Origin of the sequence: Cyclonatronum sp. (assembly GCF_022565315.1) — a bacterium.
In the GTDB taxonomy this organism is placed as follows: Bacteria; Bacteroidota; Rhodothermia; order Balneolales; family Cyclonatronaceae; genus Cyclonatronum.
In genome coordinates this window covers 24,973-37,846 of sequence record NZ_JAIUMX010000001.1, presented here as the reverse complement: position 1 = coordinate 37,846, position 12,874 = coordinate 24,973, and the positions used below count along the sequence as shown (strand labels likewise).

Sequence of the window (12,874 nt, the reverse complement as noted above, 5' to 3'; positions counted from 1 at the left end):
TCAGAATAGATTCAACGATTATATCAAATTTATTGCTTTTATGGAAAACCTGCGTTTTTTTGAACAGGTGAACCTCAATTTCGATCGTGCTGCGAAATATGTGAAGTTCACCGATGGTCTGCTTGAGCAGATCAAAGCCTGCAATACCGTATGTCATTTCACCTTCCCGCTGAAGCGGGATAACGGCTCCATCGAAACCATCCATGCATGGCGGGCCGAGCACAGCCATCATAAGCTGCCCACCAAAGGCGGTATCCGCTACAGTATGATGGTGAACGAAGATGAGGTAAAAGCCCTGGCAGCCCTCATGACCTATAAATGTGCCGTTGTTGATGTGCCGTTTGGCGGGGCAAAAGGTGGTGTCAGAATCGACCGCCGAAACTACTCCACCGCCGAGCTGGAGCGCATCACACGACGCTTCACCTTTGAGCTCGTAAGCAAAAACTTCATTGGTCCTGATATTGACGTGCCCGCCCCCGACTACGGAACCGGCGAGCAGGAAATGGCCTGGATCGTTGATACCTACACGGCCATCAGCCCGTCTCTCAATGCTTTGGGATGCGTTACCGGCAAACCGATAGGTCTTGGCGGCATCCGTGGCCGCACGGAAGCTACCGGCCGAGGGGTATTCTTTGGGGTGAGGGAAGCCTGCGATAACAAAGAGGATATGAAAGCCCTCGGCCTTGAACCCGGTTTAGCAGGCAAACGCGTGATCGTGCAGGGCTTCGGGAATGTGGGCTATCACTCAGCCAAATATCTGATGGAAGCCGATGCCAAAATTATTGCAATCTGCGAGTGGGACGGCGCCGTTTACAACGAAGACGGCATCGATATCATCGCGCTCGATCTTCACCGCAAAGAACACAAAACCATTACGACCTTCCCCGGGGTAACTCTCATTAAAGACAGCCGCAGCGCGATGGAGCTTGATTGCGATATTCTGGTGCCCGCCGCACTCGAAGGCCAGATCAATGCTGAAAACGCACCCCGCATCAAGGCAAAAATTATTGCAGAAGCTGCTAACGGCCCTACAACGCAGGAAGCCCACGACATCATCAAAAGCCGCGGTGCCCTGGTAATTCCTGATAATTACCTGAATGCCGGCGGGGTTACGGTTTCTTATTTTGAATGGCTCAAAAACCTTTCTCACGTTCGCTTTGGCCGGATGGACCGCCGCTTCGAGGAAAACTCAGCCCGCCGCATGCTCGATGCCATGCAGGTGATGACCAGCAGAAGCCTCTCTGATGAAGACATTTCGAAGCTCGCACACGGCGCAAGTGAAGCTGATCTCGTAGATTCCGGCCTTGAAGACACCATGATTACAGCCTACAATGAAATCAACGAAATCCGCAAGTTTCACGGTATTGACCTGCGCACAGCAGCTTTTGTGAGCGCAATTAAAAAGGTGGGCAGCATTTATGAGCGCATGGGCATTTTCCCGTAAGCGAACCTGAGCCAGAGAGGAAAACACACCACTCCTGAGCGGTCAAACTGTAAAGGGGCGCATCGAAGGCCGGGAAGCTGATCATCTCTTGCCTTGCCTTGCCTTGCCTTGTCCGTCTCCCTCTGATTTTTTTTGGGGGGGGAAACGCCTTGCGCATCACTGGCTGCAGTGCTTGTGGAAAATCCCAAATCGGCGGATTAGCCCGTGCTTTTGCGCCTGTTACTCGCGGATTGGGTGTACCCTGCCGGATTTACACAGGTTTTAGGCTTACTGATGGGATAGCGAAACTGCCCCCCCAAAAAAAGCACGGGCTAATCCGCCGATTTGGGATGGCACGAGCAGCACTGCAGCCAGTGATGTGCACGGAGTATTCCCAAAAATAACAGCACCGGGAATGCCAAAGCATACTGACTTCAGCCTGCAACGGTGCGGACAACATTAAAAAAAGGCCGCTGTTCCGAACGGAGCAGCGGCCTTTTTTTGAGATTTAGGCTGTGATGGTGGCTGGCCAATATCAGGCGGCTTCGAGGGCTTTGATGCGCTCATCGAGCGGCGGATGGCTCATAAAGAGCGCCTGAATGCCGCTGCGCTTGCCGGACGAAATGCCGAAAGCATTCATCGATTCGGGCATCTGATCGGGAACCTGCGATTCAGCCTTGAGGTGCTTAAGGGCACTGATCATGCCGGCTTTGCCGCCAAGTTCGGCTCCTGCGCGGTCGGCCACGAACTCGCGCTTGCGGGAGAACCACATCACGATCATGGCAGCCAGAATACCGAGGATAATCTGCATCACAATGGTTACAACAAAATAACCGATGCCGTAGCCGCTGTCATTTTTAAGAATCTGACGGTCCACGATATGGCCGATGATGCGGGCAAAAAACATCACGAAGGTGTTAAGCACACCCTGAATGAGCGTGAGCGTAATCATGTCGCCGTTTGCTACGTGACCAATCTCGTGGCCCATAACGGCACGGATTTCGTCTCTGCTGTAGCGCTCAAGCATACCGGTGCTGATTGCAACGAGGGCGTTGTTGCGGTTCCAGCCGGTTGCAAAGGCATTGGCCTGCTGCATGGGGAAAATCGCAACTTCGGGCATGTCGATGCCGGCACGGGTGGCCATATCGCGTACTTCGTTAAGCAGCCAGCGCTCGGTTTGCGTGCGCGGATCCTGAATAATCTGGGCTTTGGTGCTCCATTTCGCAATCGGCTTGGACAGCAGCAGCGAAATCACGGAGCCTATCATCCCGAAAACAAAACAGATGATGAGCAGGTTGGTGAGGTTAAGCGCCCCCGTTTCATCAAGGGTTGAGCCTACCCCCAAAATGCTCAGCACAATACCCGCAACAAAAATAATTGCAAGGTTGGTAAGCAGAAATAAGGCTATTCTGAACATATAGTATTTATGATTTTAATGTTGATTCGGTTGAAGTTTTGTGACCCTAAACGTAGCCGGGCCGGTTTATGATATACGCGCCGGGTAGGTTCCCAGTACTTTGATAAAGCCTGAGTGCTCACGCAGTTTTTCGAGTGCCTCTGCGGCAGCAGGTGAGGCCAGGTTGCCTTCAAAGTCGATATAAAACAAATACTCCCACGGGTTTCCGGGGCTCGGTCGTGATTCCAGTTTAGTAAGGTTGAGGTCGTACTGATGCAAAATATTCAGGGCCTGCGCCAGCGCTCCCTTGCGGTGTGCCGCGCTCATGATGATGGAGGTCTTGGTTTTAATCTGTCCGTCACAAACTACAGGCTCCTTTGCAACAACCAGGAAGCGGGTAAAGTTTTCTTTTTGATTGCCGATGAGATCGGAGACGACATGAAGGCCGTACAGCTCGGCAGCATCGCGGCTGGCAATGGCCGCCTGAGAGAGGTCGTCATCTTCCAGTACTTTTTTCGCTGCCATAGCGGTATCGAGATAGGCCTCAACTTTGCAGTGATGCAGCTTGGAAAGGTACTCCGAGCATTGCGCAATTGCCTGCGGGTGCGAGTAAATGCGTTTGATGTTGGATACGGGCACATCGCTCAGCGTTACGAGGCAGTGCTGCACCCGCACTACTTCTTCGCCTACCACGTGCAGCTCATGCTTGTGCAGCAGGTCGTAGGTATCGTTGATGGAGCCGGCGGTTGTGTTTTCGATGGGCAGCATGCCGTAGTGCAGCGAGCCGTTATCAACGGCTTCGACCACATCGCGGAAGGTTTCGTAGCCGATGGAGAGCAGTTCGTTGCGGCGGGTGCCGAAGTGCGTGTGCACCGCACGCTGACTGTAAGCGCCGTCCGTACCCTGATACCCGACCCGGAGCAGGCTTTCCGCATCGCGCAGGTTGTGGTGATCCATCAGGAAATCGGTCTGAAAACGCACCGAGTAATCTATAATCTGCCGGAAGAGGGTCATCGCAAAGTATTTGTCAACGCCCTGCTCCTGCGCAACCCGCCCGATGCGGCTCAGGATCTCGTGCTCCCGCGAGGGGTCGCGCAGCACGGCGCGCTTGTCGCGCTTGAGGTGCGCGGTTTCCTGAATCAGCTTTTGCCGGAAAGCAAGCGCTTCAAGCAGGTTATGGTCGATGCGGTCCAGCTCTTTGCGGATATCGCTAAGCTCACGTTTCTCACTCATTTTGAAAGGATATGTGGATTAAAATCTGCATTCATACAAGACGGGTAGCACTACAATCTCCGTGCCGGATTTTGCCATTTTGCTTCACAAAAGCAGCATGGCATCCCCAAAAGAATAAAATCGGTATTTTTTTTGAATTGCGTGCTCATAGATGCGCTTCATTTCTTCATAGCCGGTAAATGCGGCAATCATCATAAGCAGGGTGCTTTTGGGCAGGTGGAAGTTGGTGATCATGCTGTCGGTATGTTTGTAGCGGTAGCCGGGTTTGATGTAGATGCCCGTATCCCCCGAGCCGGCTGCGAACTGCCGCCCGCTTTCGGGCAGCGACTCCAGCACGCGTGTGGTAGTGGTGCCAACCGCGGTGATGTGCTTGGCCGCGCTAAGGGCTTCGGCCGCCTGCGGACCCATCATCCAGCTTTCGGTGTGCAGCTTGTGCGCGCTTATATCGTCGGTTTTCACCGGCGCGAAGGTGCCGAGCCCTACATGCAGGGTCACTTCTGTAGTCGGGTGACCTGCCTCCCGCAGTTTTTGCAGCAGCTCTTTGGTGAAGTGCAGGCCCGCAGTAGGGGCGGCTTTGCTGCCTTCCGGCTTGGCGTACACCGTTTGATAGCGCTCTGCGAGCGATTCGTCGGCCGCAATGTAGGGCGGGAAGGGCGTGTTCCGGTGTGCTTCGAAGGCCAGGTGGTCGAGCGGGAGGTTAAAGGTGAGCCGGCGCAGGCCGTCGTCTTCGATGTGGTCAACCCGCGCGGTAATTCTGTCAGTGAGGGCAATTTCGCGGCCCTCCCGAAATTTCTTGCCGGGGCGAACCATCGCATCAACCGTGTGCGGATTGTGGGTATGGGTGATGAACACCTCCATTTTACCGAAGAGCAGCCGTGCCTTTTCGACCCGGCTGTTGTTCATCACCAGCGTGGTTCCGGGGTGCAGAAACGCACCGAGCTGATGAAAAACGGTATCGGTGATTTCGCCCGTTTCGCGCCGGTACACCAGCAGCCGGGAGTGGTCGCGGGGCTCAGCCGGTTTCTGCGCGATAAGCTCAGCCGGCAGCTCGTAGTCAAAATCAGAAAGCGTAAACTGTTTCATTTCAGATAGGAAGTAGCTGACGGATCAGGATTTGATGACGGCATCACAAACCTGCTCCCAGCTCTCGCAGATGAGGTCGGCCGTGGTGTCTTTTTTGTGAAAATCACTCACCCCGGTGTACAGAATGCCCTTAATGCCGAAGCCCTGCGCACCTTTGATGTCGGTTTGCTGAATGTCGCCGATGTGCCAGGAGCCCTGAGTGCTGCTGCCGGTTTCGGTCAGAATTTTCTCAAACATTTTGGGATGCGGTTTGCTTACCCCTACTTCATCCGAAAAAGCAAAAGCCGAAAAATGCCTGCCCAGGCCCTTGTCGTTTAGAAAGGCTTTGAGCACCCGACCGGGAGAAAACATAGTGTCGGAAATGATGCCCAGCTTGTAGTGAGCGGCCAGTTTTTCGACGGCTTCCAGCACACCGGGAGCCAGCTCGGGCGGGCCGTCGAGCAGGGATTCCTCATAAACAAAAGCCAGCTCGCGCTGCTGCTCCGGGCTTATCGAAAGCTTCAGGGATTCAAGGGTGAAGCCCACCAGCTCGTATGAATTTGGGGTGCGCGCCTGCCCCAGCCAGATTTCGTCGAAGCGTGCGGAGGCATGGGCGTGCGCCTGCTTAACATCGGTGGCAGAAATGTTTTTCCCGAACGATTCAGCCAGTTTGTGGAGGGCTTCAATGCGGCGTTTGGCGCGTTTTTCGCCGTTGGTGTGGGCGTTTACGATGGTGTTCCAGAAATCGATGGAGATGAAAGAAGTGCCGGGTGTTTCCATAAAGGTGAAGTCAGATTTTGAAAAAAGAAGGCAGCCTCTGCTGCCGTAAAACTGGTATGTCGGGCTTCAGAGCTGAAGCAGTTCCGGGCGCTCGCTGAGCAGCAGGGGCAGGGTTTCTGATACGGGCACCTCGTGCCGGGTGCACCACTGCGCAAGTTCGTCGCTGAAAAACCGTGAGCGAACCAGAAATGGCTTCATGCCGAGCCGGAGTGCGGGTTCGAGATCGCTCGCCTTGTCGCCGACCATGAGTGACCGGCTCAGATCCAGCTGATGCTCTTTTGCTGCCCGTTCGAACAGGACCGTGCCGGGCTTGCGTTCGTTCAGCAGCTCCGGATCCTGCCCCTCATGAAACTGCGGATGCCAGGGTGCAATGTACCAGCCATTAATCTGAACGCCGGTATCGGCCAGCAGCCTTCCGGCATATTCGTGCAGCGCGTGCACCTGCGCCAGCGTGAAGCGGCCGCGCGCGATGCCCGACTGATTGGTGACCACAATCAGCTTGTAGCCGGCCTGCTGAAGTTTCAGCAGGGCTTCGGGCACGCCCGGAATCCAGTCCCACTCGTGAGGCCGGTGCACAAAATCGTGATCCACATTCAGGGTGCCGTCGCGGTCAAGAAAACAGGCAGGCTGCATTGGAGGTGCGTTCATTCAGGTTTGATGGGGGTTTGGCCGGGCAGCGGAAAAGGTCCGCTGCGATCCCACCAGGCTTTGGTGCGCAGCAGGGAAATGATGGTTTTGGAATCGGTGATTTCACCGGAGTGGACCATCTCAACGGCCTTCGCGAACGGAAGCCGGAAATGGGTGAGAAACTCATCATCGTCAGTGTTCTCCCGCCCCTCAGCCAGGTCCCATGCGGTAAACAGGTGGATTACTTCATCTGAGTAGCCAATGCAGGGATGGAAAAAACCGATGTAGTGCAGCTCGCGGCAGCTGAGGCCGGTTTCTTCGGTAAGCTCCCGCCTTGCCGTCACTTCAGGCGGCTCACCAGCGTCGAGCTTTCCGGCGGGCACCTCCAGCAGGGCCTGCTGCACCGGGTAGCGGTACTGCCCGATAAGCATCACATCCCCGTTCTCAAAAACCGGCAGCACAACCGAAGCGCCGGGGTGTTTGATGTACTCTCTTTTCGAGCGGCTGCCGTCCGGCAAAATGACGTCATCCTGCCAGGCATTCAGCAGTACGCCCTTGTAAACCTGTTTGCCGGAGTGGCGTTTTTCTTTAAGCCAGGCCGATTTCCCGGCCCAATTTTCAACAGAATCCAAAAATGTAAGCGGGTTTAGGGCAGTCGGGATAACTGCACGGTGCTGGGGAAGGGTGATGCACTCTTTTCGTGTAAATTCGCGGGATTAGAAGTATCTTAATAATCTGATGCGATTGGCATTAAAACGTATAGCTTCGCAAAATAACCCTTTAATCATCATTTTGGAAACTGCGAATAACATATCAGAAACCGGCCAAAAACCAACCAAGCAGATTTGGACGGTAGGTAATTTTCTGTCAGTTTCCAGAATACTCGCCCTGCCTATTCTGATATGGCTTCATTATGCCAACGACTTCCAGCCAAATCTGGAAATGAAGCTTGTGGTGGGGTACATCATCCTGTCAGATTTTCTGGATGGTTTTGCCTCCCGGGCGCTTAATCAGGTTAGTGAGATGGGGAAATGGCTCGATCCGCTGGCCGATAAAGCCTGCGCCGGAATTCTGTTCGCCTATGTGTGGTGGATCGGCATGGTGCCGAGCTGGCTGTTTGGGTTTATTGTGCTGAGGGATGTCCTCATTCTGGCAGGTTCCCTGCTCATTAAGCAGAAAAGAGGCAAGGTGGCCATGTCGGTGATGGCCGGCAAAATTGCGGTAAACATCCTGGCACTGTACTGGCTTGCGCTGGTGTTTACGGATGCGGAAACCCTCACCCTTATTCTAAAATATGCCAGTGTGACCATGCTCGGGTATTCAAGCTATATTTATCTGAAGCGCGGGTACGAAATAATGCAGGGCGCACAGTATGAATGAGGGCTGCCCCTGCGGTATATCGCCTTAAAGATTATTTTCAGCAATTTGTCTGCTAACATGCAGACAGAACCAAGCGAATAAATTATTATGAGTTTTTTAGAAAAATTAGGCTTTAAAAAGAAGGAAGAACGGCTAAAAGAAGGCCTTGAAAAAAGCCGGACCGGCCTGCTCAGCAAGCTCGGTAAAGCGGTTATCGGGAAGGATACGGTTGATGATGAGGTGCTCGATGAGCTCGAAGAAGTGCTTATTACCTCTGATGTAGGAGTATCAACAACCCTCAAAATTATCCGCAGAATTGAAGATCGGGTCAAAAAAGACAAATACCTGAACACAAATGAGCTGCAGCGGATTTTAAGGGAAGAAATCATTGCGCTGCTGCGCGAAAATGACACCGACAAACCGGCCGAGTTTGAAGCGGCAACGCCTGCCAAACCCCATGTTATTATGGTAGTTGGGGTGAACGGTGTGGGGAAAACGACAACCATCGGCAAGCTTGCCTGGCACTACAAGCAGGCCGGAAAAAATGTACTGCTTGGTGCAGCAGATACCTTCCGGGCCGCGGCGGTAAATCAGCTCACCATCTGGAGCGAGCGGGCCGGGGTGCCCATTATTCAGCAGGGTCAGAATGCCGATCCGGCAGCTGTTGCCTACGATACCGTAGCCGCAGCAAAATCGCGCGGCGCAGATGTAGTGTTGATTGATACAGCCGGCCGCCTGCACAATAAGAAAGGACTGATGGACGAGCTCTCGAAAATTAAACGCGTGATGAGCAAAATCGTGCCGGAAGCCCCTCACGAGGTGCTGCTTGTGCTTGATGCCTCAACCGGTCAGAATGCCATGCAGCAGGCGAAGGCCTTCACGGAAGCGGTCGATATCACCGGTCTGGCGCTCACCAAGCTGGACGGCACTGCCAAAGGCGGCATCGTAATCGGGATTTCTTCGGAGCTGAACGTGCCGGTGAAATATATCGGTGTAGGTGAGCAGGCAGCTGATTTGCAGGTTTTTGACCGGGTCGGCTTTGTAAATGCACTTTTTGATAAATCCTGATAGCGCTCGACTTTGATACCTGATATTGTGCGCAATTGAGCCGGCTGTGGGGGAAGCCGGGAATATTTAAATAGTTACTCATTGAGCTTGACTAATATATAAACGTTAGCTTAATTGATTGCTGTTAAAGGACTATTAGATTAAATCCTAAGATGACTGTATGAAACCGCAAGGCAAGCTGCTTAAAAGCGCTATGCTCATTTTATTGTTCTGTTTACCTGTACATACGCCGTATTGCAACGCAGGGGTGTTTTTTTATGCAGAAACTGTAAAAGCGCAGACAAGTGTTGCTGCCGACAGCATGCAGATCGTCAGGCTATGGATAACTGAGGCACAGCTTCTTAGGCGTCAGCTAAATCAGGCTTCAGCTTTGGAATTATTGGATAAGGCCGAAGCATACCTTGAGCGAAATCCTGATATTGACCTGCAGTATATGTTGTTTACCGAGCGTGGTTTTTTCTACAGATGGATTGGAGATTATGATCAGGCAAAGTTAAGTTTTAAAAGAATTCTGGATTTCATAGATGAAGATGATTCACATCGCAATGCGGTAGTTAATAACAGTATTGCAACCTTACTCAGAGAAACAGGAGAATTTGTTGAAGCCCTTAACTATCATCATCGCTCCCTGCAGTACCGTTTTCGTGTTCAGAACGGTGGTGAACTTGGCCTTGCAGCAACATACCTGAACTATGCCCGTACTTTCGACGACTTAAACCGCCTTGATCAAAGTCTGGTGATGTACGAAAGGGCACTTCACTATGCAACGCTGATCAACCACAGGCGCCTGTATATGGAGATTGTAAGCAGCTTTGCCAATGTGCTGAACCGCCTCGGAAATTTTGATGCTGCCATGCTTTATTACAGGGAAGGTCTTGAAGCCGCGCAGGAATTTGGAGAAACCAGATCCAAATCATTGCTTTACAGCGCGTTGGGGCTGGTGCATCTTAATTTAGGGGAACCTGAGGCTGCAAAGTATAATTACGAGCGCTCCTATGCTATGGTAAAGGAGGTGAACTTGCCCTGGGTTGTACGGCTTAAGCTTTCATATCTGGATTTTTTGTTAAAAACCGGTGATACAGTTAAGGCGCATGAGGTAATCAGTGCCACAGAAGAAATCATTGGGGAGCTTGGGTCGCAGCTTGAAACGGCTGACTTTATAGCCCAAAAGGCATATCTCAGCTATCTTAATTCTGATTACATATCAGCAGCGCGATATTTTAGGGAAGCGGGTACCAGGTATATTCAGGCCGCTCCTTACCGTATCGAACCCGAATTTTATTTCAGGAAAGCCTTCAACCTGATAGCAATTAACGAGCAGGCAGGCCTCATTCAGGCCGGTGAAGCTCTCGAGTACCTTGAAAAGTTCCGCCTGGAGACGGCATTAACGGGAAACACACGCGCGGAATACTTTAGTGAGCTAAGCCGGTATGTGTCTGAAATAGTTCTGATTTACATGAAAAAAGGAGATGCAGCTAAGGCCTTTGATGTAGCAGAACGCCTCAAATCAAGAGTTTTTTCAGAAGAACTGAACCTCAGCAGCCTGCTTTCGCAATCTCTGATTGAAATTAACAGACAGCAGGATTTTGAAGTACTGCAGGCCGGGATTATTTCATTGGAAAATCAGGTACTTCAGGCTGCCGATCCTATACAGCGTGATACGCTGCAAATGGAGATCGAGCAGCAGCAGTTAAGGCTTGAAGCACTGTTGGGTGAAGTCTCGCTTATAAACCCGGCACTGCACGAACTTATGAACCCGCCGCGCATCAGCCTTGCACAGGCCGCTGCTCAGTTAGATCAGGGTGCCGTTGGCTTACATATTGTTACCGGGGGCTCTGAAACCGGCTATCTGGCCTTCACCAATACAGAAACGCGACAGGGGGTTGTAAGCCTCTCCGGTAAGGAGCTTGCAGAAAATGTTACCGGAGTGAGGGAAAGAATTATTTCAGGGCTGCCTTTATCAGAGCTGAAGCCATTTTTGGATGAAGTAACGACAGCCATGATACCGGTTGAAATTCTGGAGATTTTGGCCGGTGCCAGAGAGCTGATTATTTCGGTAGATGGTGTTTGGGCGTATTTGCCTGTTGCTGCCCTGCGCTACCGAGATACTTATTTTGCTGAAACAAAAACCATCTCCTTTACCCCCTCTTTTACTGCCCGCAGCCTGCTAAATCAGCGCCATCTGATTAACCGAAATGGCAGGCGTGAAGCACTTGTGTTTGCTAATCCTGTAATCCCGGCCTCTGACCCGGATGCCCGAACCTCCGGAAACATCGCAGATATGCAAAACCTGCGCCCGCTGCCGTTCAGCGAGCTTGAAGGTCGTTGGGTTGCTGAGTTTTTCCCCGGAGCCGTACGCCTCAAAACGGGTACGGAGGCAAGAGAAACGGTACTTTCTGAGCCTGATATTTCACGCTACAGTCTTATTCACTTTGCTGCGCACGGGTTATTGGATGAACGTAACCCGCGGTATTCCGGTCTGGTACTTGCAACTTCTGCAGAAGATGAGGGTTACGGTCATAATGTTGACGGATTTTTGAGGACAACTGAAATCAGTGTTTTACGGCTAAACGCTGATATTGTAATGTTAAGCGCCTGTAATACGGGTATCGGCAGGGTTTTAAGCGGTGAAGGAGTGCTTGGCCTGCAACGTGCTTTCCTGAACGCCGGCAGCTCTGCGGTAGCCGTAACCCTTTGGAGTGTGGAAGACCGTGCAACTTCTCTGCTGATGCGAAATTTTTACCAGCAACTAAACCGGCAATACGAGGAACGGCCGCGCTTTAGCCGCAGAAACACGGAACTTAACTATAAAGAGGCTTTGCGCGAAGCACAGCTGAGCCTGCTTGAAAACCCGCAGTATGCTCACCCGGTTAACTGGGCATCCTTTGTAATTACAGGCAGGTGAAAACGGGCTCAGGTAAGCGCAGAATACATGTGCCCGTTTTTTTATTACTGACGATCTGTATGGGCCGATTCAACGAGCATAAGCAGCTCCTGCAGGGAGCGGGCAAGCTCAGGTTCGCTGCTTTCCATGTGCCCGTTAATGAGGTTTCGTACAAAGCGCGTGAACATCGAATAAGGGGATGCTGCTTCATAGTATTCCGGAAACCTGCGAATTCCGTTATTTGCAAGAAAGCGGTCGCACTGCTCCCTTGAAATAATGCTACCCTGATTGAACGGATCTACAAGTATGCTTTGGTTGGAAGGGGTAACAAACTTCACCAGAAAATGAAGGGGGATGTTCATTCCGTAGAAGGGCAGTTTAAGCCGGTCTGCTAAAAAAAGCATCACAAAAGCAAGCGATAGCGGAATTCCGCGCCGGTGCTGAAGTACCTCGTGCAGATAGGAATGCCGGGGGTGCAGGAAGTCTTCGGTGCAACCCCTGAAATCATTTTCAACAAACAAAAAGCGGGTAAAAGCCAGCATTTGTGCTTCAGCCGTATCTGCTTTTTTAATAGGTACAGCTGCTTCGTGAGCGAGTGCATCAAGCAACTCCCTGAAAGGCCGGATGCGCAGGGTTGGGTTTTGGAATCGTGAAAACAGAAAAACAGCATCTTCAAGTTCTTCCATGGTGTGAATGCCCTGCCCTGCCAAAACAGCAACTTCTTCCTGGTAACTGCCGAAAGTAGCTGAGCGGATTATCGACTGAACCTGATTACGCAGGCTTGGGTCGCTGGTTTTAACCCGGTGCTCATCAAGCTGAGGCACGGCTGCCTCCCCTATTTCTATAAGGCGATTGGTTATGGTTTGCCGGATAGAGGGTTCGGGATCATCCAACAACCTGATTAATGCTGAAATTTCGCGCTGTATGGTGGTCTGTGCGTTCAAGGTTTTGATACGTAGGTCTGAGTCGTTGAAAGAAAAACAGCAGTTTGGCAGCTATCCTGTACTTCAGCAACGCTATTGCCGGTTTAAATGTTTAGAGA

General features: G+C 51.9%; 11 protein-coding genes. 4 read left to right on the top strand and 7 right to left on the bottom strand.

All coding sequences use genetic code 11. The annotated features are described in order from the left end of the window. Positions 1 to 40: 40 nt before the first annotated feature. The gene (locus LAT75_RS00145; protein ID WP_291480577.1) at positions 41 to 1,444 is read left to right on the top strand and encodes a Glu/Leu/Phe/Val dehydrogenase; all 1,404 of its coding nucleotides are present in this window, start codon (positions 41 to 43) and stop codon (positions 1,442 to 1,444) included. Between the two features lie 514 nt (positions 1,445 to 1,958). Here LAT75_RS00145 and htpX read toward each other — a convergent pair. The 6 genes from htpX to LAT75_RS00115 all read right to left on the bottom strand — a co-directional run bounded on the left by htpX (position 1,959) and on the right by LAT75_RS00115 (position 7,153). Continuing rightward, positions 1,959 to 2,840: a protease HtpX gene (gene htpX, locus LAT75_RS00140; protein ID WP_291480576.1), complete on the bottom strand. Its 882-nt coding sequence runs from the start codon at positions 2,838 to 2,840 to the stop codon at positions 1,959 to 1,961. A 66-nt stretch (positions 2,841 to 2,906) separates the two neighbouring features. Beyond that, a complete protein-coding gene (gene pheA, locus LAT75_RS00135) occupies positions 2,907 to 4,052 on the bottom strand; it encodes a prephenate dehydratase (RefSeq protein ID WP_291480575.1) in 1,146 nt (381 codons plus the stop codon). 84 nt (positions 4,053 to 4,136) lie between these two features. Continuing rightward, on the bottom strand, positions 4,137 to 5,135 hold the full coding sequence (gene queA, locus LAT75_RS00130) for a tRNA preQ1(34) S-adenosylmethionine ribosyltransferase-isomerase QueA (protein WP_291480574.1): 999 nt from the start codon (positions 5,133 to 5,135) through the stop codon (positions 4,137 to 4,139). Between the two features lie 24 nt (positions 5,136 to 5,159). After that, positions 5,160 to 5,894 (bottom strand): HAD family hydrolase, encoded by a 735-nt coding sequence (locus tag LAT75_RS00125; RefSeq protein ID WP_291480573.1) that lies wholly within the window; start codon positions 5,892 to 5,894, stop codon positions 5,160 to 5,162. Between the two features lie 66 nt (positions 5,895 to 5,960). Next, positions 5,961 to 6,542 (bottom strand): HAD family hydrolase, encoded by a 582-nt coding sequence (locus LAT75_RS00120; protein ID WP_291480572.1) that lies wholly within the window; start codon positions 6,540 to 6,542, stop codon positions 5,961 to 5,963. Then, on the bottom strand, positions 6,539 to 7,153 hold the full coding sequence (locus LAT75_RS00115) for an NUDIX hydrolase (protein ID WP_291480571.1): 615 nt from the start codon (positions 7,151 to 7,153) through the stop codon (positions 6,539 to 6,541). Before LAT75_RS00115 ends, LAT75_RS00120 begins: the two co-directional genes overlap by 4 nt. 160 nt (positions 7,154 to 7,313) lie before the next feature. Here LAT75_RS00115 and LAT75_RS00110 point away from each other — a divergent pair, with 160 nt between their 5' ends. The 3 genes from LAT75_RS00110 to LAT75_RS00100 all read left to right on the top strand — a co-directional run bounded on the left by LAT75_RS00110 (position 7,314) and on the right by LAT75_RS00100 (position 11,853). Continuing rightward, positions 7,314 to 7,901 carry a CDP-alcohol phosphatidyltransferase family protein gene (locus tag LAT75_RS00110; protein ID WP_291480570.1) on the top strand — a complete coding sequence of 196 codons (588 nt, stop codon included), beginning with the start codon at positions 7,314 to 7,316 and terminating at the stop codon, positions 7,899 to 7,901. Between the two features lie 87 nt (positions 7,902 to 7,988). After that, positions 7,989 to 8,948, top strand: coding sequence for a signal recognition particle-docking protein FtsY (gene ftsY, locus LAT75_RS00105; protein ID WP_291480569.1), 960 nt, complete (start codon positions 7,989 to 7,991; stop codon positions 8,946 to 8,948). A 370-nt stretch (positions 8,949 to 9,318) separates the two neighbouring features. Then, on the top strand, positions 9,319 to 11,853 hold the full coding sequence (locus LAT75_RS00100) for a CHAT domain-containing tetratricopeptide repeat protein (RefSeq protein ID WP_291480568.1): 2,535 nt from the start codon (positions 9,319 to 9,321) through the stop codon (positions 11,851 to 11,853). Positions 11,854 to 11,897: 44 nt separating this feature from the next. Here LAT75_RS00100 and LAT75_RS00095 read toward each other — a convergent pair whose 3' ends face one another. After that, positions 11,898 to 12,776: a transglutaminase-like domain-containing protein gene (locus LAT75_RS00095; protein WP_291480567.1), complete on the bottom strand. Its 879-nt coding sequence runs from the start codon at positions 12,774 to 12,776 to the stop codon at positions 11,898 to 11,900. Between the last annotated feature and the right edge of the window lie 98 nt (positions 12,777 to 12,874).

Coding starts and splice junctions, on each gene's coding strand:
- queA (WP_291480574.1), bottom strand. CDS start 5,135: ATGAAACAGTTTACGCTTTCTGATTTTGACTACGAGCTGCCGGCTGAG.
- ftsY (WP_291480569.1), top strand. CDS start 7,989: ATGAGTTTTTTAGAAAAATTAGGCTTTAAAAAGAAGGAAGAACGGCTA.
- LAT75_RS00120 (WP_291480572.1), bottom strand. CDS start 6,542: ATGAACGCACCTCCAATGCAGCCTGCCTGTTTTCTTGACCGCGACGGC.
- htpX (WP_291480576.1), bottom strand. CDS start 2,840: ATGTTCAGAATAGCCTTATTTCTGCTTACCAACCTTGCAATTATTTTT.
- LAT75_RS00125 (WP_291480573.1), bottom strand. CDS start 5,894: ATGGAAACACCCGGCACTTCTTTCATCTCCATCGATTTCTGGAACACC.
- LAT75_RS00145 (WP_291480577.1), top strand. CDS start 41: ATGGAAAACCTGCGTTTTTTTGAACAGGTGAACCTCAATTTCGATCGT.
- pheA (WP_291480575.1), bottom strand. CDS start 4,052: ATGAGTGAGAAACGTGAGCTTAGCGATATCCGCAAAGAGCTGGACCGC.